We start from the raw sequence: 19983 nt of genomic DNA, 5'->3' as shown, positions 1-19983 counted from the left end.
TTGCTGCCCGGAATCTTTCTCCCATGGGAACGGATGGCCTCGGCAAATAATTAGTCCCCACGGGCCCTGGCAGGACCCGCTCCGCCCCCTGAATGAGCCGCTGTTCTCAATCTGCACCGATAGAGAGCATTAGTTCTTTTTCTCAATTGACAATCATTATCATTCAGCCTAATTTGTCGCTCGATGTGTAGGACGGCTCAGACTTTTCTGACGTCCCACTAACTTCTTTGCAACAAGGTGATTTCCATGACGGAACAAGTATCCACAAGCAGGTGCGATTCACCGTTACTCCAGGCTTTTGTCGACAACCGTCTGATTCTGGTCAAGATCGCAGCGCGGATTACCGGCTGCCGGTCCCGGGCTGAGGACGTGGTCCAGGACGCCTTTTTCCGCCTGCAGTCGGCCCCGCAAATCACCTCCTCGTTCAAGGCCCAGCTCAGCTACCTGTTCCAGATCGTGCGCAATCTGGCCATCGACCATTACCGCAAGCAGGCGCTGGAACAGAAGTATTCGGGCACCGAAGAGGAAGGCCTGAATGTGGTGATTCATGGCGCTTCGCCCGAAACCTCGCACATGAACTTTTCCACCCTGGAACACATTGCCGATGCCCTGACCGAGCTGCCCAGCCGCACCCGCTATGCCTTCGAGATGTATCGCCTGCACGGCGTGCCGCAAAAGGACATCGCCAAGGAGCTGGGCGTCTCGCCGACCCTGGTCAATTTCATGATTCGCGATGCCCTGGTGCATTGCCGCAAAGTCTCGGGCAATCGTCCCGATACCTTCGCCCGGCGCTGAGCGCCGAACGCCGCTTATCCCTCCAGCAGGCCACTGCGCCCCAGCACCAGCAACGCGGCACGTTTGTGCAAGAGATCGAAGTCCTGCCGGCAGTACCGACAACGGTTTTGCCCGGCACAGGCATCGGCGTGGGCGGGTGGCGGCGTGCCCGGCGGGTCCAGGTACAGCGCATGCACCTGGGCCGACAGCCAGAACGCCAACTGCTCCTGCCGCTCGGCCCGGGCATCCGGCGCTTCGGACTCCTGGCCCTGGCTGGGCCATGCCGGGAACAACCGATGCCGGGCGCCGACCTCATCGATGCCCGATAGCACAGCCGCCGACAGGGTCTCGACACTCAGCGGACTTACAAGGGACATGGCAGGCCTCACCGTCAAAGGGCATTCAAGCAAGTGACGTGGACCGGCGGGAGAAATTTAGGTGCCCCTCGGGGAGCCGGGCGGCTCCCTGGGCTCAGGCGTGGGGCACGGGCATCACGACGATGCGGTAGGGATCGAAGATTTTGCGCATCTGGCCGTTGTCCCGCAGTTTTTGCAGCAGCCCGGCAAAGTCCTCGGCGCTGATCGGTGCTTGAGGGCGGATCAGGCTGTAGTGGTGGTAGACCTGGTCGATGCGCTGGGACACCAGAAACTGGACGTTGTCCTCGGCATTGCGGGCCAGGAAATCGCTGAGGTAGGAGCGGGTCACCAGGGCAATGTCCGCCCTGCCCCGCAGAACCATCAGCAGGTTGCTGTCGTGGGAATAGGTGAGCGTGGCGTTGAAGGTGTCGGCCAGGTACTTGGGGTCGGCGTTGAACTGGGCAAAGGCGTAGTGATAGCCGCTGAACAGCGCCAGGCGCTTGCCCTTGAGGTCGGCGAAATATTCCTGGCCGCGATTGGGCTGGCGCTGGGCGACGAAGATCTCCGCATCCTCAAGGCCCATGTCGACACTGGTGTGGTCAATGTCCTTCCAGCCCCAGGCCGGGTTCTCGAAGATCGCCAGGTCGACCCGGCCTTGTTCGAAATCGCGGAAACGCCGGGGAATCGAGGTCGGCACCAGGACGAACTGGTACTTGCTCTGGGACTGGTTCAGGGCCTCCACCAGTTGCGGCAGCAAGCCGGTGTCGGCGCCGGTTTCGGGACGGACGGTATAGGGCGGAAAATGCGCCGCCGCGACCCGCACCAGTTGCGCCGAGGAGACCGGGCAGACCCAAAGGGTTGCCAGTGCCAGCAGGAGCATTCGCAAGGCTGATCGCAGCGGCAAGGACATCAAGGCAACCTACCTCGGACAAAAGAAAAATGATGCTCTAAAGCTAGGCGCTTTAAGGCTCTTCGACAATGTTGCACTGCTGAATCAGTCGGCGTCCGAATGATCCTTGAGCACCAGCAGCAGGGCCTCCTCGGCCAACTGCTCCAGGGTCATGCTGCCCTGGGCACGAAACCAGGTGGTGGTCCAGGACAAGGCGCCCGTGAGAAAGCGCCGGGTGATGAACACGTCGCCCTTGATAAACCCGGCGGCCTTGGCCTCACCCAGCACCTGGAGCCAGATCTGTTCATAGATGTCGCGCAGGGCCAGCACCTCGGCCTGACCTTGTGCGGACAGCGAACGCCATTCGTACACCAGCACCGCCATGGCTTCGCCGCTGCCGCCCATGATCGATTGCAGTTCGCAGCGGATCAGCGCCAGCACCCGCTCGCGCACGCTGCCGGCCTCGGCCAGCTCGGCGCGCATCAGGGCGGTGTTGTAGTGGATGGTTTCCTGCATCACCGCCCGCAGGATGTCGTCCTTGCTCTTGAAGTGGTGAAAGATGCTGCCGGACTGGATGCCCACCGCGCTGGCCAGGTCGCGCACCGTGGTGCGTTCGTAGCCCTTGTTGCGAAACAGATGGGCGGCGGTCTGCAACAGTTTGCCCCGGGCACTGTCGGGATCGGTCACTTGCCCGCTGGCAATCAGCTCGCGTACCACCTGCAAGGCTTTTTGCTCGTCCACCGGTGTTCTCCTAGCGTCACTTCATCAAGAGCCCAGCCTGAAACCGGCTGTAGCGCGCGCAATTTAAGCCCCCCGGGATCACCAAGCAAGCGCTTGGGCAGAAGAATCCATCGGCCCATTTACAAACCAAGCGCTTGCTTGGTAGCCTCCTCGCAGTTCTTTTTCCGAGAGCCCTGCCATGACCAAGACTGTACGAATCGGCTGCGCCAGCGCCTTCTGGGGCGACACCAGCAGTGCCGCCGCGCAACTGGTGCAAGGCGCACGCCTGGACTACCTGGTGTTCGACTACCTGGCCGAGATCACGCTGTCGATCATGGCCGGGGCACGCATGAAGGACCCGAACGCCGGTTACGCCACGGACTTCGTCGAGGTGCTCACGCCCTTGCTGGGCTCGATCCATGCACAGAAGATCCGCGTCATCAGCAATGCCGGCGGGGTCAATCCCCACGCCTGCGCCCAGGCCTTGCGCGCCGCCTGCGAGCAGGCCGGGGTGCCGCTGAAGATCGCCGTGCTGCTGGGCGATGACCTGCAGCCACAGTTCAAGCAACTGGCCGGCGCCGGGATCAAGGAGATGTTCAGCGGCGCGCCCCTGCCGCCGATGTGTGTCTCCATCAATGCCTACCTTGGCGCCCCGGGCATCGTCGAGGCCCTGGGCCTAGGGGCGGATATCGTGATCACCGGGCGCGGCGTCGACAGCGCGGTGGTCAGTGCGGCCCTGGTCCACGAATTCAACTGGTCGTGGCAGGACTACGACCGCCTGGCCCAGGCCGCCCTGGCCGGACACATCATCGAATGCGGCGCCCAATGCACCGGCGGCAACTTCACCGATTGGCGCGACGTGCCGGACTACGAGCACATCGGTTTTCCCATCGTGGAAGTCGGCGCCGACGGCCGGTTCGTGGTCAGCAAGGCGCCGGGCAGCGGCGGACTGATCAGCCCGCTGACGGTTGGCGAACAACTGCTGTACGAAATCGGCAATCCACAGGCTTACCTGCTTCCGGATGTGGTGTGCGATTTCTCCGAGGTGCAACTGCATCAGCAAGCGCCGAATGCCGTGGCGGTGCAGGGAGCCAAGGGCCTGCCCCCCAGCCATCAGTACAAGGTCAGCGCCACCTACCCGGACGGCTTCCGCTGCACCGCCAGTTGCCTGATGGCCGGGATCGACGCGGTGGCCAAGGCGCGCCGGGTCAGCCAGGCGATCATCGACAAGACCCGCGAGATGTTTGCCCAGCGCGGCTGGCCGGACTACAGCGAAGTCAATATCGAGCTGCTGGGCAGCGAAGCCACCTACGGTCCCCACGGCCGCCGCCAGGACAGCCGCGAAGTGGTGATCAAGCTGGCGGTGCGTCACCCGCACAAGGCGGCGCTGGTGCTGTTCTCCCGGGAAATCGCCCAGGCCGCCACCGGCATGGCCCCGGGCCTGACCGGAATTGTCGGCGGCCGGCCCACGGTCTATCCGGTCATCCGACTGTTCTCGTTCCTGCTGGACAAGGACGCCTGCCAGCTGCACATCGACTTTGCCGGCCAGCAGTATCCCTGTGCCCTGCCCCGCACCGAGCCTCTGGACCCCGGCGCCCTGCCCGTCGCCCATGCCCTGCCCGTGCCCCGGGGACGGGCCGATGCCAGCGTGCCCCTGGTCAAGCTGGCGGTGGCGCGCTCCGGCGACAAGGGCAATCACAGCAACATCGGGGTCATGGCGCGCGATCCCGACTACCTGCCGTGGATCGCCGAAGCCCTGAGCCCGCAAGTGCTGGCGGACTGGATGGGGCACGTGCTGGACCCGGTCCACGGCCGCGTGCAGCGCTGGTACCTGCCGGGCACGCACAGCCTCAACTTCCTGCTGGAAAACGCCCTGGGCGGCGGCGGTGTCGCCAGCCTGCGCATCGACCCGCAAGGCAAGGCCTTCGCCCAGCAGTTGCTGGAGATCCAGATCCCGGTGCCGCGGCGCATCGCCGACGCCGTCAATTAAAGGAGTGGCCGTGGTGTACGACTCGATTTTCAAAGACCGATTGTTTGCCGGCCAGACCGTCATCGTCACCGGCGGCGGCAGCGGTATCGGCCGCTGCACCGCCCATGAACTGGCGGCCCTCGGCGCCCGGGTGCTGCTGGTGGGACGCAAGACGGAGAAACTGCAGCAGGTTGCCGGGGAGATTGCCGAGGACGGCGGCCTGGCCCAGTGGCAGGCCTGCGACATTCGCGACGAGGACGCGGTCAAGGCCCTGGTAGGGCAGTGGGTCGAGCGCTTTGGTCCGATCCATGGCCTGGTGAACAATGCCGGCGGCCAATACCCGGCGCCGCTGGCGTCGATCAATCAGAAGGGCTTCGAGACCGTGCTGCGCACCAATCTGGTGGGCGGTTTCCTCATGGCCCGGGAAGTGTTCAACCAGTCCATGAGCCGCCACGGCGGGAGCATCGTCAACATGCTCGCCGACATGTGGGGCGGCATGCCGGGCATGGGCCACTCCGGCGCGGCGCGCTCGGGGATGGACAACTTCACCAAGACCGCAGCCTATGAATGGGGCCATGCCGGGGTTCGGGTCAACGCGGTGGCCCCGGGCTGGATCGCCTCCAGCGGCATGGACACTTACGAAGGCGCGTTCAAGGCGGTGATTCCGACCCTGCGCGAGCACGTGCCGCTCAAGCGCATTGGCACGGAGTCGGAAGTCAGCGCCGCCATTGTCTTTCTGCTCAGCCCCGGCGCGGCCTTTATCAGCGGCAGCACCCTGCGCATCGACGGTGCCGCCAGCCTCGGCAGCCGTGCCTGGCCGTTGAGCAAGGCGCGCAACAGTGAGTCGTACAACGGTTTTCACCGGGCCTACCTGCCCGATGTGCTCAAGGGCGAGGAATAACTCATGCCGGTGATCCAGTCCCAGCTCGATCCCCACAGCCCGTCGTTCGCCGAGAACCGCGAAGCGATGCTGACGGGCCTGCAACAGGTGCAGCAGTTGCAGCAGGACCTGCTGAACAAGGCGGCCGAGGCCAAGGCCAGGTTCGACCAGCGCGGCCAGTTGCTGCCCCGCGAGCGCCTCAACCTGCTGCTGGACCCGGGGGCGCCCTTTCTCGAACTGGCCAGCCTGGCCGGTTACAAGCTGCACGATGACAAGGACGGCAGCCAGGCCGGCGGCGGGCTGATCGCCGGTATCGGCTATGTGTGCGGGGTGCGCATGCTGGTGGTGGCCAACAACAGTGCGATCAAGGGCGGGACCATTTCCCCCAGTGGCCTGAAGAAGTCCCTGCGCCTGCAACAGATCGCCATGGAGAACAAGCTGCCGGTGGTGACCCTGGCGGAAAGCGGGGGCGCCAACCTCAACTACGCCGCGGAAATCTTCGTCGAAGGCGCGCGCAGTTTCGCCAATCAGGCACGGATGTCGGCCATGGGCCTGCCGCAGATCACCGTGGTCCACGGCTCGGCCACCGCCGGCGGCGCCTATCAGCCCGGGCTCTCGGATTACGTGGTGGTGGTGCGCGGCAAGGCCAAGCTGTTTCTCGCCGGGCCGCCGCTGCTCAAGGCCGCCACCGGTGAAGTGGCCACCGATGAAGAACTGGGGGGCGCCGAGATGCACGCCCAGGTCGCCGGCACCGCCGAGTACCTGGCGCAGAACGATGCCGATGGCATCCGCATCGTCCGCGAGATCGTCAGCCTGCTGCCGTGGAATGCCCAATTGCCGGTGCAGCCGGCGCGGACCTGGAGCGAGCCGCTGTACCCCATCGACGAATTGCTGGGGCTGATTCCCTCTGACCCGAAAAAGCCCTACGACGCCCGGGAAATCGTCGCCCGCCTGGCGGACGGCTCGCAGTTCCTGGAGTTCAAGGGCGAGTTCGATGCGCAGACCCTGTGCGGCCATTTGCAGATCCAGGGCCGGGCCTGCGGCTTTATCGGCAACAACGGCCCGATCACGCCCCAGGGCGCGAGCAAGGCCGCGCAGTTCATCCAGCTGTGCGACCAGAGCCGCACGCCGCTGCTGTTCTTCCACAACACCACCGGGTTCATGGTGGGCACCGAATCCGAACAGCAAGGGGTGATCAAGCACGGGGCGAAGATGATCCAGGCGGTGGCCAATGCCCGGGTGCCAAAACTGACCATCGTCGTCGGCGGCTCTTACGGCGCCGGCAACTACGCCATGTGCGGCCGCGGCCTGGACCCGCGCTTCATCTTCGCCTGGCCCAACAGCCGCACGGCGGTGATGGGCGGCGCCCAGGCCGGCAAGGTGTTGCGCATCGTCACCGAGGCCAAGCAGGCGAAGAACGGCCAGGAAGCCGACCCGAAGATGCTCGACATGCTGGAGCAGGTCACCGCGCAGAAGCTCGACAGCCAGTCCACCGCCTTGTATGGCAGCGCCAACCTGTGGGACGACGGGCTGATCGACCCGCGGGATACCCGCACCCTGCTGGGCTACCTGCTGGATATCTGCCATGAGGCGGACGCCCGCCCCTTGCAGCCCAACAGTTTCGGCGTGGCACGGTTTTGATAGGGCATTTCGCGGTCTGACCCCACTTGAGGAGAACAACAATGATCTTCACCCAGGAACACGAAGAGCTGCGGCGCACGGTGCGCCATTTTGTCGACCGCGAGATCAATCCCCATGTCGAGGAATGGGAGAAGGCCGGGCGCTTTCCCATCCACGAAATTTTCCGCAAGGCCGGCGAGCTGGGGCTGCTGGGCATCTCCAAGCCGGAAAAATTCGGCGGCATGGGCCTGGACTACAGCTACTCCATCGTCGCCGCCGAGGAGTTCGGCACCATCCATTGCGGCGGCATTCCCATGTCCATTGGCGTGCAGACCGACATGTGCACCCCGGCCCTGGCGCGCTTCGGCTCCGATGAGCTGCGCGACGAATTCCTGCGCCCGGCCATCAGCGGCGAGCAGGTGGGTTGCATCGGCGTCTCCGAAGTCGGCGCCGGCTCCGATGTCGCCGGGCTCAAGACCCATGCGCGCAAGGACGGTGACGACTACGTGATCAACGGCAGCAAGATGTGGATCACCAACTCCCCCAGCGCCGATTTCATCTGTCTGCTGGCCAACACCTCGGACGACAAGCCCCACGTCAACAAGTCGCTGATCATGGTGCCGATGAACACCCCGGGCATCAGCCTCAGTTCGCACCTGGACAAGCTCGGCATGCGCAGCTCGGAAACCGCCCAGGTGTTCTTCGACAATGTGCGGGTGCCCCAGCGCAACCGCATCGGCCACGAAGGCGCGGGTTTCATGATGCAGATGCTGCAGTTCCAGGAGGAGCGGCTGTTCGGCGCGGCGAACATGATCAAGGGCCTGGAATACTGCGTCGACAGCACCATCGAATACTGCAGGGAGCGCCGCACCTTCGGCAGCCCGCTGATCGACAACCAGGTGATCCACTTCCGCCTGGCCGAACTGTCCACCGAGATCGAGTGCCTGCGGGCCCTGGTCTACCAGGCCACCGAGCAGTATGTGCGCGGCCAGGACGTGACCCGCCTGGCGTCCATGGCCAAGCTCAAGGCCGGGCGCCTGGGCCGCGAGGTCAGCGACAGCTGCCTGCAGTACTGGGGCGGCATGGGCTTCATGTGGGACAACCCGGTGGCCCGGGCCTATCGCGACGTGCGCCTGGTGTCGATCGGCGGTGGTGCCGACGAGATCATGCTGGGGATCATCTGCAAACTCATGGGCATCCTGCCGGGGAAAAAGAAATGAGCCCGCTTCCTGCCTGCCAGACGCTGTTGCTGGAGTCGCGCAATGGCGTGCTGTTCATCCGCCTCAACCGCCCGGAAAGCCGCAACGCCATGAGCCTGCAGATGGTCGCCGAACTGCGCACGGTGATGGCGGCGATCCGTGATCGGCGCAGCGTCCGCGCCCTGGTCCTGCGTGGCGCTGGCGAGCACTTCTGCGCCGGCGGCGACCTCAAGGACATGGCCGGCGCCCGAGCCCACGGCAGCAGCGCCTACCGGGACTTGAACCGGGCCTTCGGCGCCCTGCTGGAAGAGGCGCAACAGCTGCCCCAGGTACTGGTTTGCGTGCTGCAAGGCGCGGTGCTGGGAGGCGGCTTCGGCCTGGCCTGTGTCAGCGACATCGCCATCACCGAGCAATCGGCGCAGTTCGGCATGCCGGAAACCAGCCTGGGCCTGCTGCCGGCCCAGATTGCCCCGTTCGTGGTGCAGCGCATCGGCCTGACCCAGGCCCGGCGCCTGACCTTGACCGCCGCCCGCTTCGACGGTGCCGAGGCCCAGCGCCTGGGGCTGGTGCACTTTGTCGAGCCCGATGTCCAGGCCCTGCAGGCACGCCTTGAGCAGCAACTGGCCCAGGTGCTGCGCTGCGCTCCCGGAGCCAATGCGGCGACCAAGGCCCTGCTGCTGGCCAGTGTCGAGCAGCCCCGGGGCCCGTTGCTGGACCAGGCCGCCAGCGACTTCGCCAACGCAGTCATGGGCGAAGAAGGCGTCGAGGGCACCCTGGCCTTCGTGCAGAAACGCCAACCGGCCTGGGCCGGTTGAGCGCCTGGTAGACGCCGGTTCGCCGGCGAATGCCCCACCCACCGACTCCCGGGAGCCTGTATGCCCCTCTTCAACAAGATCCTGATCGCCAATCGCGGCGAAATCGCCTGCCGCATCCAGCGCACCGCCCAGGCCCTGGGCTATCGCACCGTGGCCGTGTACAGCGACGCCGACGCCGAGGCCCTGCACGTGCACATGGCCGACGAAGCCCTGCACATCGGCCCATCCCCGGTGCAGCAGTCCTACCTCAACAGCGAGGCGATCCTCGACGCTGCCCGTCGCAGCGGCGCCGACGCCATCCACCCGGGCTATGGCTTCCTCTCGGAAAACCACGAATTCGCCGCCGCCTGCGCCGCCGCCGGCATCACCTTCATCGGCCCCAGCGCCGCCGCCATTGAGTTGATGGGCAGCAAGCGCCGCTCGAAAATCGCCATGCTCGAAGCCGGTGTGCCCTGTATCCAGGGCTATCAGGGCGAGGACCAGGCTGACGCGACCCTGCAGCGCGAGGCACAGCGCATCGGTTACCCACTGATGATCAAGGCCAGCGCTGGCGGTGGCGGGCGCGGCATGCGCCTGGTGCAGCGGCACGAGGATCTGCTGGAACAGATCCGCACTGCGCGCTCGGAAGCCCTGCACGCCTTCGGCAGCGACGAGCTGATTCTGGAACAGGCGCTGATCGAGCCCCGGCACGTGGAAATGCAAGTGTTCGGCGATCACCACGGTCATCTGATCTACCTGGGAGAGCGGGATTGCTCGATCCAGCGCCGCCATCAGAAAGTTATCGAGGAAGCCCCCTGCCCGGTGATGACCGAGGAACTGCGGCGGGCCATGGGCGAGGCGGCGCTCAAGGCCGGACGCGCGGTGAACTATGTGGGGGCCGGCACCGTGGAGTTCCTGCTGGACGCAGGCGGCCGGTTCTATTTCCTGGAAATGAACACCCGCTTGCAGGTCGAGCATCCGGTGACCGAACTGGTGACCGGCCTGGATCTGGTGGCCCTGCAACTGCAAGTGGCCGCCGGCGAGCCGCTGCCCCTGAGCCAGGAGCAGGTGCAGCTCAAGGGACACGCCATCGAAGTGCGGCTGTACGCCGAGGACCCGGCGCAGAACTTCCTGCCGCAGACCGGCCAGATCCTGCGCTGGGAGCCGGCGCCGGGGCTGCGCACCGACCATGGTTTGCAGGAAGGCCAGTGGATCAGCCCGTTCTACGACCCGATGCTGGGCAAGCTGATCGCCCACGGCGCCACCCGCGAGGAAGCCCGGCGCAAGCTCTTGCGCGGAGTCGAAGACTGCGTGCTGCTGGGACTTGAGAGCAATCGCCGGCTGCTCGCCGGTCTGCTCCGGCATCCGCTGTTCGCCAGCGGCCGGTTCAGCACCGCGTTTATCGCCGAACACTTCGCGCAGGACCCAAGCCTGCAACCCCAGGTGCCCGGCAACGAGGAGCTGGCGATTGCCGCGGCACTGTTCTACCAGCACAGCGCCAGCCACCACGGCGCGGCCCTTCGCGCCTGGCGCAATCAGGCCGGTGTGCCGCTGCTCTATCGCCTGGGCCTGGGTGAGCAGCAGTGGTCGCTGCAACTGAGCGCCTCGGCAACCAGTCGGTTGCAGGTGCGGCAGGCGCAGGTGCTGCACGAGGTGAGAATCTGCACCGCCGATGGCCGCCGGGCCAGCCTGGAGGTCAATGGCATCCGGCGCCACTACGCCTACCGTCTGCAGGACGGCGAGCTGTGGCTGGGCAGCGCCAGCGCCAGCCTGCGCCTGCAGGACCTGAGCCATGCGCCGGTGCAGGGCCAGTCGGACGCCCATGGCGGCACCGTCAAGGCCCCCATGGACGGGGCCATCGTCGATGTGCAGGTCACCGAGGGCATGCGCGTCAGCAAGGGCCAACTGCTGCTGGTGCTGGAGGCGATGAAGATGGAACACCCGCTCAAGGCCGGAATCGATGGGGTGATCACCCGGCTTCAGGTCAACCTTGGGGATCAGGTGAAGAACCGGCAAATCCTTCTGGAGGTGCAAGCGCTCGGCAGCGCCCCGGAAATGGAGCACTAGGCGGATGCCGCAGCTTTGGCTACGCTCAAGCCTCATCAGGATGTTGAAGGCTGGAATTTGCGATGCCCCACTGGCTGGTAATAGATCTGGAAGCCACGACGGATGAAGGGGGCTGGCCGGTGAGCGAGATGGAAATCATCGAAATCGGCGCCACCCTGGTCAACCGCCAAGGCCGGGAACAAGACCACTTCCAGCGTTTCGTCCGCCCCTTGCGACGCCCTCGGCTGACGCCGTTCTGTCGCGAACTGACCCATATCACCCAGGCCAACATCGACAGCGCCGCGCCGCTGAGCGAGGTCTGGAACCTGTTCGAGCGCTGGCTGGGCCAGCATCGGCCGCGCCTGGAGGGCTGGGCCAGCTGGGGCGACTACGACCGCAAGCAGTTGCAGCTGGAATGGCACAACCAGCAGTTGCACAGCCTGTTGAATGAAGTGCCGCACATGAACCTCAAGCAGCGCTTCGCCAAGGCCCGGCGCCTGGAGCGCCCTCTGGGCCTGAATGCGGCCCTGCAACTGGCCGGCATGCAGTTCAACGGCCAACAGCATCGGGCCCTGGAAGATGCGCGCAATACCGCGCGCCTGTTGCCCCTGATTCTTCCTTGATGGCGGCAGGTGACGGCCCTTGAGGCCTTGTGCATACTGGCCAGCCTTTTTGACCCTTTCTTGAGGAATCGCCCATGTTTAAAGTCAACGAGTACTTCGACGGCACCGTCAAGTCGATTGCCTTCGGCACGGCCGAAGGCCCAGCCACCATTGGCGTCATGGCCCCGGGCGAATACGAGTTCGGTACGGCACAACGGGAAATCATGCACGTGGTGTCCGGCGCGCTGACCGTGCGCCTGCCCGACAGTGCCGATTGGGAAACCTTCCCTGCCGGCAGCCAGTTCAACGTACCGGCCAACAGCAAGTTCCAGCTGAAAGTCGCGGTGGACACCGCTTATCTGTGCGAGTACCGCGGCTGATCGAGCCGCTGCGGCTTTATCACCGATAAAAAATGCCCGTCTGCGCAACAGACGGGCATTTTTCTTGGGGCCGGCGAAAGGTTATTCCAACACCGTGACCGGCATCCCCACCTGCAGACGACCCGGGCCGTCGTTGACCAGGTTCTGCCCGAACATCGCCCCGTCGGCCTGGGCCCGGTACTTCTGCAAGGTCGCCAGGGGTTCGCGGTCGGCGCTGCGCTCGCCGGTCTGGGGGTCGATGGTGGTCAGGATGCAGCGCGAGCACGGCTTGACCACGCGAAACTCGAGGTCGCCAATCCGTATGCGCCGCCACTGGTCCTCGGCAAAGGCCTGGCTGCCCTCGATCACCAGATTGGGACGAAAACGCAGCATCTCCAGAGGCCGCCCGACCCGGCTGGACAGATCGTCAAGGGACGCCTGGCCAATCAGCAACAGCGGAAAGCCGTCGGCAAACGCCACTTGATCATCGTCCCTGCCGTAGCCGGCGGCGGTGCTCCGCGCCCGTTCCAGCGGCACCTGCACCAGGCGGGTAGGCTTGCCGACGAACTCACTGACCCAGGCAGCCGCCTCATCCCCGGCATCGGGAACCCGCAGGCTGTCCTGCCAGATGGTCACCCCACGCAAGGCCGCCGCGGCATCGGGCAGGGGTACTTCAAGGCTGGCAAACCCGGCAGCACTGAGGGTCAGGCCGCCCTGGTCGTTGTACAAGGCCGAGAGTTGACTCATGCGCGCCACCGCACGCTGGGTGAGAAAACGCCCGCTGGCTTCATCCACCAGCATCCAGCGGCGATCCCCTTGCAGCCCGAGCTTGTCCAGGCCGATCTGTTGCAGGGTTTCGCCCCGGGCGGATTTCAACGGGTATCGATAAAGCGCACTAAGACGCATGTCCAACTCCCTGTGTGAGCAAAAAAGCTCACCCTATACCAGCGCTCGGAGCAAACAAAGGCACAGGGAGAGCGGCTATCGACACCGGCCCGGGTTCAGGCGCTGACTTCGTCCAGCATCAGGCGCTGACGGACCACGTCCACCAGCTTGTCCGGCTGGAACTTGGAGAGGAAGTTGTCGCAACCGACCTTCTTGACCATCGATTCGTTGAAACTGCCGGACAAGGAGGTGTGCAGCACCACATACAGCCCACGCAGACGGGGGTCGTTGCGAATTTCGGTGGTCAGGCGGTAGCCGTCCATTTCCGGCATTTCCGCATCGGTGAACACCATCAGCAGTTTGTCGGTCATCTCGACCCCGGTATCGGCCCAGGCCTTGAGCATGTTCAGGGCCTTGAGGCCGTCACTGGCGATATGCATCTTCACCCCGAGCTGGCCGAGGGTATCGCGCAGCTGGGAGAGGGCCACATTGGAGTCGTCCACCAGCAGCACTTCACGACCGCGCGCGCGCTCCAGCACCGGATCTTCGAGTTTGTCCCGGGAAACCTTGGCATTGTAGGGGACGATTTCGGCCAGGACCTTTTCGACGTCGATGATCTCCACCAGTTGCTCGTCGACCTTGCTGATGGCCGTCAGATAGTGCTGGCGCCCGGCACTGGTAGGCGGCGGCATGATGGCTTCCCAGTTCATGTTGACGATGCGGTCCACCCCACCCACCAGGAACGCCTGCACCGAGCGGTTGTACTCGGTGACGATGATGGTGCTGTTGGGCCCCGGAACCAGCGGGCGCATGCCGATGGCCTGAGACAGGTCGATCACCGGCAGGGTCTGGCCGCGCAGGTTGACCACACCGCAGACAAACGGGTGACGCTGGGGCATCAGGGTCAGCTTGGGCAGTTGCAGGACTTCCTGAACCTTGAAGACGTTGATGGCGAACAACTGCCGACCGGCCAGGCGGAACATGAGGATTTCCAGGCGATTCTCACCCACCAGCTGTGTGCGTTGATCTACCGTGTCGAGAATGCCGGCCATTAATGACTCCTGGGCTTGTTCTGATGAATTCACTAAAGACAGATATCGGCGGGCTGCGCCGTATCTTGACCCACATGCAAATTGCCATATGAAAGCCATTGATGTCACATTAACATCATGCTTTACTGAGGCCGTCAATTCAGCAACACCAGTCTGCGACGACGCGACCTTAATCACGGCGTGAAGTTCCTGCGCCTAAGGGTTTCCCCTAGCAACAATCAGGACCATCCTGATATTCGCGATATCCAATAGCCATTAATGTGACGCCATTCTCATTGCATGAACGGAGTCAGGCTTTTGTTTGTGACCGCAGAAAGGTGGCCCAGCACCCTTTCAAGCCTAAACCCCCTCGCCCATCACGCCCCAGCGCCCATGCGCCGCATGGCTGTGGCCGGTATTTGGGCAGCGTTCGGAAACGATGAAAATCGCCTCTCGCAGGCGGCTGCAACCCCGGAAATAAAATCAGAATTATCCTATATACAATTTGAAAAAGCGCACCATACCTTAACCCCCTTCAGCCAGAGCCCTATCCCCTCATCGGACACGAAGTCATGGAGATAAGCATGCTAAAGGACAGCCACGAATGCGCCCCACCCCTGCCTGAGTTCCTGCTCGAAGCCCAGGCCCTGCTGGCCAAATCGGAAGATTGCCTGAGTCATCTGCACCTGATCAGAAACGACGAAGAGGCCATCAACTGCCTGCTCGCTAGCCTGCAGTCCCTGGCCCAGATCGCAGCGCGCCACGCCATCAGCCCGTTGGCCGAGTTCGCGCTGCATATCCATGGCGTGCTCAAACGCACCGTGCACCCGGTGGACCTCAACGACCCGATCCTCGATGCCTTGAGGAGCTGCCTGACCCTGATGGCCTGGCAATTGGAACTGGTCGACCCGCACAATGGCCAACTCAATCTGGACGACAGCGAACAGCTCATGCTGATCGGCGAACTGACCCAACAAGTGACACAGAACTGCACCTGCGCCTCCCCGTCCTGCAGCCATTGAAATTGCACTTGCGCCAAGCGATGGCCGATAAAGCCGCTATCTACGATCGCTAACACAGAACATCGATAGAACCCTGGGGCCCAAGGACAACTAATAGGTCGTTATTGAATATTTCATACTCAAGAACGACAGCATCGTTGCAAAAAAACCAACTAATGCCGGGCCCGGACTTACTGTTCCAATCCATATTTTCCCGCGCAAATTCAACGACAGTTCCTATTGGCGATTGGCTCTCCAAGGCCCGCAGACTAACTGGCACAAGCGTGCCTGAGCCCGATATTCCTGACTTTGAAGACATATATACCTGCGTGTATAAACGCGACCAACGGTATGTTCGGTGGTATTATGCGGCGCATAAACGGACCCAGATAATGGCACTTTGATTCCAATGTCGACAGTCACTACGCGGCTTCTGCAAAACCCACACACTGCATTGATCGAAGCCGGCAATTCAAATAACACTGTTTCTCAAACAAGCCTCGTCATCCATACCTGACCGGGCACTTCGCAGCGAACATTCATTGGCTCCATCCGCTATGTACGCCAGCCTCAAGTCATTCTTCTCTTGGCCTCCTTCCCGTGATCATCTGCGCTGGTTCAGCCTGTTGCTGTGCTCCTGCTCAAGCCTGGGCAATGTGCTGATCTACAGCCTGGGCCGGCCCGTGCCCATGAGCCTGCTGGCAGTCAATATCGCGGCGCTGGCCTGCATCTGGATGCAATACGGCTATTCGCGAAAGTCCATCCGGTTCCAGCCTCAGGAACTGGCCGAGCGCCTGCTCAAGGTCAAGGAGAATGAACGCCACCGCCTGAGCCGGGAACTGCACGACGACATTGGCCAACTGCTGACCGCGGCCAAGTTGCAGACCGACTGGCTAAAGCGCCGTCTGCCGGACGACTTGCAGCAACCCTGCGCCGTGCTCGCCACCACCCTGGAAGAGACCCTGGCCAAGGTCCGCGACGTGTCCGCCATTCTCAACCCCCGGCAACTGACCAGCCTGGGCCTGGAGGCCAGCCTGCGCGCCCACCTGCTCAAGACCCTGGAAAACACCTCGGTGCACTGGAGCCTTGAATGCCACCAGCGCCTGACGGGAATTCCCGAGGAGATGGCGGTGGCGGCGTTTCGCATCACTCAGGAAGCCGTGACCAACATGCTGCGTCATGCCCGGGCCAAGAATCTGCTGGTGCGCGTACAGCGCTTGCCCGAAGGCCTCTCGCTGTTCATCAGCGACGACGGCCAGGGGTTCGCCCCGGCCAGCGATCCGGGCGCCCAGGGTCAGCGCGGCATGGCCGGGATGCAGGAACGAATCAGCCAGCTGGGCGGCCTGCTGAAAGTCACCAGCGAAGCCGACCAAGGCACCCAGATCGAAGCACTCTTTCCCTGGGCCCCCCGCACTCTGGAACGGGCCAGCACGAATAAGGTTTCCCATTGACCTGTAATTTACTCTTGGTGGATGACCACTCGCTCATCAGGGCTGGCGTGCGTGCCCTGGTCATGGACATTCCCGGATACGCGGTGATCGGCGAGGCCGACGACGGCGCGCACCTGCTGGAACTGGTCGAGCAACTGCGCCCGGACATCATCTTGCTGGACCTGTCGATGAAGCGCATCGGCGGCCTCGACGCCTTGCGCCGGCTCAAGGCGCTGCACCCGCAAAGCAAGGTCCTGATCCTGTCGATGCACACCGATCCGGCCTTGATCATGCAGGCCCTGGAGTCCGGCGCCCACGGCTACCTGCTCAAGGACACCACCGCCACCGAGCTGGAACATGCCCTGGAAGCCCTGCGCAACAACGAACGCTACCTGAGCCCGGCCATCGCTCACACAGTGATCACCCAGGCCCTGACCCGGGCCCAGAAACACACGCCGCAGCCGGTGGACAATCACAACCTGACCGCTCGCCAACTGGAAATCCTGCGGCTGATCGTGCGCGGCAAATCCACCCGGGAGATCGCCCTGGGCCTGGGGCTGAGCATCAAGACCGTGGAAACCCACCGTTCGCAGATCATGAAACGCCTGCAGATCTTCGACGTCGCCGGCCTGGTGCTGTTCGCCGTGCGCGAACACATCATCAGCCTCGACGACTGACCTAAGGCGTACCGCCGAGCAACGGCGAGTCCACCGGCAAATGCACCTGCAAGGCCGCCGGACGCGCGCTGAAGCGCAAGGTGTCGCCCTGCAGCGGCTCGCCATCGAGGTTGATGTCCAGCCCCCGTGAAGCCTTGATCTCGACCCAGGGCAGCCGCGCACGGACAAACATGTTGTCGATCCCCAGGCCGCCGGCCAGCAGGTTCTTCAACGTGCCCACCAGTTCCTGCGGGGCCGGCAGGATGCTGATATCCAGCAAACCGTCATCAGCCAGGGCACCCGGACACAGTTCATGCCCGCCCCCCGCCTGACGGCCATTGCCAATGCCCAGGGCCAGGAGTTCGCCGCGCCAGTGGAAATCCGGCCCCTGCAACTCGCCATAGGCCGCGCTCAGCTCGGCAAAGCGCGACAGCCCGGTAAACAGATAAGCCGCGCCGCCAAGGACTTTCTTCAGGTCTTCCGAGGTGTTGGCGGTCACCTGACTGCCGAAGCCGCCGGTGGCCATGTTGAGGAATATCTGCCCGCCCACCTCCCCCAGATCCACCGCCCGGGGGGCAACCTCCAGCAACTCCAGGGCGGCAGCCGGCTCCAGTGGCACCCCGGCGGCCCGGGCAAAGTCATTGGCCGTGCCCAGAGGCAACAGCACCAGGCTGGCCGGGTTCGGCGCATTGGCCAGGGCCTCGGCGATGTCACGCAAAGTGCCATCACCGCCCCCGGCAATCAGCTGCGTGTGGCCGGCGGCCAGCCCTTCATGCACCAGGCGCCGGGCATCCCCCGCCTCCCAGGTCAGCCGCACCGACAACGCCCAGCCCTGGGCCCGCTTGGCCTCGACCGCCGCGCGGACCTCATCGTTGAGGGCCTGTTTGCCGTGCAGTATCAGCAGTGCCTTGCGCTCACTCATCAGCCATGACTCCGATTATTGAATCCTTGAAGGATGTTGACCCCGGGCCATGCGAAAAAAGTCTGTCCCGTCGATTAATTTTTACCTGCCGCGGATCTGTCCGGGCGGCCCGCTCCGGATCAGGCTGAGTCAGCTGTCGCCCCTTCAGCACCTGCAGCCACTTCCCCCTGGCCGGGCGCAAACCAATGGCCGAGCGACCTCAAGCGACCGCCTGGAACAATCGCCCAACCTTTGGAATTCGCTGCGCGCCACAGCGAAAACCAATCAATCCGCTTTGATCTGCGCATCCGCTGGCGCACCATGGCGCCCATCATCATGTTCCGCGAGACCCACTGAGTGAGCACTCTCATTCCCTGCATCATTGCTGGCGGCGCCGGCGCCCGCCTGTGGCCGGTATCCCGCGAGGCCACGCCCAAACCCTTCATGCGCCTGCCCGACGGCGACAGCCTGCTGCAGAAGACCTTCGCCCGCGCTGCCGCCCTCAAGGGCGTCGAACGGCTGCTGACGGTGACCAACCGCGAGGTGTTCTTCCGCACCCTGGACGACTATCGCCCGCTGAACCAGGCGCGGATCGAGCTGGACTTCATCCTCGAACCCTTTGGTCGCAACACCGCGCCGGCCATCGCCGCCGCGGCGCTGCATGTCAGCCAGCGCTACGGCGCTGATGCACAACTGCTGGTACTGCCCGCCGACCACCTGATCAAGGATGTCGCGGCATTCGCCGCTGCGGTGGACAGCGCCCGGCCACTGGCCGAACAAGGCTGGCTGGTGACCTTTGGCCTGGTGCCCACCCATGGGGAAACCGGCTTCGGCTATATCGAGAAAGGTCAGGCTCTGGACGACCACAGCTTCCAGGTCAGGCGCTTTGTCGAGAAACCCGATGCCGCCACCGCCCAGCGCTACGTCGAGGGCGGCCAGCACCTGTGGAACGGCGGCATGTTCTGCATGCGCGCCGACGCGATTCTTCAGGAGCTGCGGGAGTTCGTGCCGCAGGTGCTCAGCGCCGTCGAGCACTGCCTGGAGCGGAGCTACCGCAAGGAAGGCCCCCACGAGTTGCAAGTGGAGCTGGAGAGCGACAGCTTCGCCCAGGCGCCGGACATCTCCATCGACTACGCGGTGATGGAACGCTCGGAGAAAGTCGCCGTGGTGCCCTGCCAGATCGGCTGGAGCGATATCGGCTCCTGGCAGGCGGTGCGCGAGCTGATCCCGGCGGACGAACAGGGCAACCACTGCACCGGTGACACCGTGCTGCACGAAGTCAGCAATTGCTACATCGATTCGCGCCAGCGCCTGGTGGGCGCAGTCGGCCTGGACAACCTGATCATCGTCGACACCCCGGACGCGCTGCTGATCGCCGATGGCAAGCGCAGCCAGGACGTCAAACTGATCGCCCAGGAGCTCAAGCGCCTGGGCCACAATGCCTACCGGCTGCACCGCACCGTGAACCGCCCCTGGGGCGCCTACACCGTGCTCGAGGAAGGGCCGCGCTTCAAGATCAAGCGCATCGAGGTCAAGCCCGGTGCCTCACTGTCCCTGCAGATGCATCACCACCGCAGCGAGCACTGGATCGTGGTCAGCGGCATGGCCCGGGTGACCAACGGAGAAGACGAACTCCTGCTCGACACCAATGAATCGACCTTTATCAAACCCGGGCGCCCCCACAGGTTGAGCAATCCCGGGGTCATCGACCTGGTCATGATTGAAGTGCAGAGCGGCGAATACCTGGGCGAAGACGACATCGTGCGCTTCAACGACCTGTATGGCCGGACCCCGATCGCCCCCGGCACTCGCTGAAACCGCGTCGAGCCCATGAGTCTGGCGCAACAGCCCCGAGGACCTGAAAAAAGGTG

19 protein-coding genes are annotated in these 19983 nt (G+C 64.0%); 13 read left to right on the top strand and 6 right to left on the bottom strand.

Annotated elements, in window-relative coordinates; translation table 11 throughout:
* Positions 1-246: 246 nt before the first annotated feature.
* On the top strand, positions 247-795 hold the full coding sequence (locus L1O02_RS09760; RefSeq protein WP_060840367.1) for an RNA polymerase factor sigma-70: 549 nt from the start codon (positions 247-249) through the stop codon (positions 793-795).
* Positions 796-809: 14 nt separating this feature from the next.
* Here the strand turns inward: L1O02_RS09760 and L1O02_RS09755 are convergent, their stop codons facing one another.
* From L1O02_RS09755 to L1O02_RS09745, 3 genes are all read right to left on the bottom strand, one after another.
* Positions 810-1151: a pyoverdine biosynthesis protein gene (locus L1O02_RS09755; protein WP_108546044.1), complete on the bottom strand. Its 342-nt coding sequence runs from the start codon at positions 1149-1151 to the stop codon at positions 810-812.
* Between the two features lie 94 nt (positions 1152-1245).
* Positions 1246-2040, bottom strand: coding sequence for a transporter substrate-binding domain-containing protein (locus tag L1O02_RS09750; protein WP_060840369.1), 795 nt, complete (start codon positions 2038-2040; stop codon positions 1246-1248).
* A gap of 84 nt (positions 2041-2124) precedes the next feature.
* On the bottom strand, positions 2125-2760 hold the full coding sequence (locus L1O02_RS09745; RefSeq protein WP_060840370.1) for a TetR/AcrR family transcriptional regulator: 636 nt from the start codon (positions 2758-2760) through the stop codon (positions 2125-2127).
* Positions 2761-2938: 178 nt separating this feature from the next.
* On the opposite strand from L1O02_RS09745, the gene L1O02_RS09740 reads away from it, so the two are divergent.
* The 8 genes from L1O02_RS09740 to L1O02_RS09705 all read left to right on the top strand — a co-directional run bounded on the left by L1O02_RS09740 (position 2939) and on the right by L1O02_RS09705 (position 12229).
* A complete protein-coding gene (locus L1O02_RS09740) occupies positions 2939-4729 on the top strand; it encodes an acyclic terpene utilization AtuA family protein (protein ID WP_108546045.1) in 1791 nt (596 codons plus the stop codon).
* Positions 4730-4739: 10 nt separating this feature from the next.
* Complete coding sequence (locus tag L1O02_RS09735; RefSeq protein WP_060840372.1) at positions 4740-5609, top strand: SDR family oxidoreductase; 870 nt, start codon at positions 4740-4742, stop codon at positions 5607-5609.
* 3 nt (positions 5610-5612) lie between these two features.
* On the top strand, positions 5613-7229 hold the full coding sequence (gene atuC, locus L1O02_RS09730) for a geranyl-CoA carboxylase subunit beta (protein ID WP_108546046.1): 1617 nt from the start codon (positions 5613-5615) through the stop codon (positions 7227-7229).
* A gap of 41 nt (positions 7230-7270) precedes the next feature.
* Positions 7271-8428, top strand: a complete 1158-nt coding sequence (gene atuD / locus L1O02_RS09725; protein WP_060840374.1) for a citronellyl-CoA dehydrogenase — start codon at positions 7271-7273, stop codon at positions 8426-8428.
* Positions 8425-9222, top strand: coding sequence for an enoyl-CoA hydratase-related protein (locus L1O02_RS09720; protein WP_235759798.1), 798 nt, complete (start codon positions 8425-8427; stop codon positions 9220-9222). Before atuD ends, L1O02_RS09720 begins: the two co-directional genes overlap by 4 nt.
* Positions 9223-9282: 60 nt before the next feature.
* Positions 9283-11268, top strand: coding sequence for an acetyl/propionyl/methylcrotonyl-CoA carboxylase subunit alpha (locus L1O02_RS09715; protein WP_108546048.1), 1986 nt, complete (start codon positions 9283-9285; stop codon positions 11266-11268).
* A gap of 62 nt (positions 11269-11330) precedes the next feature.
* A complete protein-coding gene (locus tag L1O02_RS09710) occupies positions 11331-11870 on the top strand; it encodes an exonuclease domain-containing protein (RefSeq protein WP_047305507.1) in 540 nt (179 codons plus the stop codon).
* A gap of 74 nt (positions 11871-11944) precedes the next feature.
* Entirely contained in the window at positions 11945-12229 is a 285-nt protein-coding gene (locus L1O02_RS09705) for a pyrimidine/purine nucleoside phosphorylase (RefSeq protein WP_011062476.1), read from the top strand.
* 81 nt (positions 12230-12310) lie between these two features.
* Here the strand turns inward: L1O02_RS09705 and L1O02_RS09700 are convergent, their stop codons facing one another.
* Both L1O02_RS09700 and L1O02_RS09695 read right to left on the bottom strand, forming a co-directional pair.
* Positions 12311-13114 carry an MOSC domain-containing protein gene (locus L1O02_RS09700; RefSeq protein ID WP_108546049.1) on the bottom strand — a complete coding sequence of 268 codons (804 nt, stop codon included), beginning with the start codon at positions 13112-13114 and terminating at the stop codon, positions 12311-12313.
* Positions 13115-13209: 95 nt separating this feature from the next.
* On the bottom strand, positions 13210-14145 hold the full coding sequence (locus L1O02_RS09695) for a chemotaxis protein CheV (RefSeq protein WP_060840378.1): 936 nt from the start codon (positions 14143-14145) through the stop codon (positions 13210-13212).
* 563 nt (positions 14146-14708) lie between these two features.
* Between L1O02_RS09695 and L1O02_RS09690 the strand changes: the two genes are divergently transcribed.
* The 3 genes from L1O02_RS09690 (at position 14709) to L1O02_RS09680 (ending at position 17232) form a co-directional block, all read left to right on the top strand.
* The gene (locus L1O02_RS09690) at positions 14709-15146 is read left to right on the top strand and encodes a hypothetical protein (RefSeq protein ID WP_060840379.1); all 438 of its coding nucleotides are present in this window, start codon (positions 14709-14711) and stop codon (positions 15144-15146) included.
* 536 nt (positions 15147-15682) lie between these two features.
* The gene (locus tag L1O02_RS09685; RefSeq protein ID WP_060840380.1) at positions 15683-16576 is read left to right on the top strand and encodes a sensor histidine kinase; all 894 of its coding nucleotides are present in this window, start codon (positions 15683-15685) and stop codon (positions 16574-16576) included.
* Positions 16573-17232, top strand: coding sequence for a response regulator transcription factor (locus L1O02_RS09680; RefSeq protein ID WP_060840381.1), 660 nt, complete (start codon positions 16573-16575; stop codon positions 17230-17232). The genes L1O02_RS09685 and L1O02_RS09680 overlap by 4 nt, the downstream gene beginning before the upstream one ends.
* A gap of 1 nt (position 17233) precedes the next feature.
* Here L1O02_RS09680 and yegS read toward each other — a convergent pair whose 3' ends face one another.
* On the bottom strand, positions 17234-18133 hold the full coding sequence (gene yegS / locus L1O02_RS09675; protein ID WP_108546050.1) for a lipid kinase YegS: 900 nt from the start codon (positions 18131-18133) through the stop codon (positions 17234-17236).
* 336 nt (positions 18134-18469) lie between these two features.
* On the opposite strand from yegS, the gene L1O02_RS09670 reads away from it, so the two are divergent.
* Positions 18470-19927: a mannose-1-phosphate guanylyltransferase/mannose-6-phosphate isomerase gene (locus tag L1O02_RS09670; RefSeq protein WP_108546051.1), complete on the top strand. Its 1458-nt coding sequence runs from the start codon at positions 18470-18472 to the stop codon at positions 19925-19927.
* Positions 19928-19983 lie beyond the last annotated feature (56 nt).

Origin of the sequence: Pseudomonas sp. BC42 (genome assembly GCF_021560055.1) — a bacterium.
Classification (GTDB): Bacteria; Pseudomonadota; Gammaproteobacteria; order Pseudomonadales; family Pseudomonadaceae; genus Aquipseudomonas.
This window is presented reverse-complemented; position numbering and strand designations above follow the sequence as displayed.

What these genes read in the sequence shown, in the direction of transcription:
- L1O02_RS09760 (WP_060840367.1), top strand. Translation starts at nt 247, where the DNA reads ATGACGGAACAAGTATCCACAAGCAGGTGCGATTCACCGTTACTCCAG.
- L1O02_RS09755 (WP_108546044.1), bottom strand. Translation starts at nt 1,151, where the DNA reads ATGTCCCTTGTAAGTCCGCTGAGTGTCGAGACCCTGTCGGCGGCTGTG.
- L1O02_RS09750 (WP_060840369.1), bottom strand. Translation starts at nt 2,040, where the DNA reads ATGTCCTTGCCGCTGCGATCAGCCTTGCGAATGCTCCTGCTGGCACTG.
- L1O02_RS09740 (WP_108546045.1), top strand. Translation starts at nt 2,939, where the DNA reads ATGACCAAGACTGTACGAATCGGCTGCGCCAGCGCCTTCTGGGGCGAC.
- atuC (WP_108546046.1), top strand. Translation starts at nt 5,613, where the DNA reads ATGCCGGTGATCCAGTCCCAGCTCGATCCCCACAGCCCGTCGTTCGCC.
- atuD (WP_060840374.1), top strand. Translation starts at nt 7,271, where the DNA reads ATGATCTTCACCCAGGAACACGAAGAGCTGCGGCGCACGGTGCGCCAT.
- L1O02_RS09720 (WP_235759798.1), top strand. Translation starts at nt 8,425, where the DNA reads ATGAGCCCGCTTCCTGCCTGCCAGACGCTGTTGCTGGAGTCGCGCAAT.
- L1O02_RS09715 (WP_108546048.1), top strand. Translation starts at nt 9,283, where the DNA reads ATGCCCCTCTTCAACAAGATCCTGATCGCCAATCGCGGCGAAATCGCC.
- L1O02_RS09710 (WP_047305507.1), top strand. Translation starts at nt 11,331, where the DNA reads ATGCCCCACTGGCTGGTAATAGATCTGGAAGCCACGACGGATGAAGGG.
- L1O02_RS09705 (WP_011062476.1), top strand. Translation starts at nt 11,945, where the DNA reads ATGTTTAAAGTCAACGAGTACTTCGACGGCACCGTCAAGTCGATTGCC.
- L1O02_RS09700 (WP_108546049.1), bottom strand. Translation starts at nt 13,114, where the DNA reads ATGCGTCTTAGTGCGCTTTATCGATACCCGTTGAAATCCGCCCGGGGC.
- L1O02_RS09695 (WP_060840378.1), bottom strand. Translation starts at nt 14,145, where the DNA reads ATGGCCGGCATTCTCGACACGGTAGATCAACGCACACAGCTGGTGGGT.
- L1O02_RS09690 (WP_060840379.1), top strand. Translation starts at nt 14,709, where the DNA reads ATGCTAAAGGACAGCCACGAATGCGCCCCACCCCTGCCTGAGTTCCTG.
- L1O02_RS09685 (WP_060840380.1), top strand. Translation starts at nt 15,683, where the DNA reads ATGTACGCCAGCCTCAAGTCATTCTTCTCTTGGCCTCCTTCCCGTGAT.
- yegS (WP_108546050.1), bottom strand. Translation starts at nt 18,133, where the DNA reads ATGAGTGAGCGCAAGGCACTGCTGATACTGCACGGCAAACAGGCCCTC.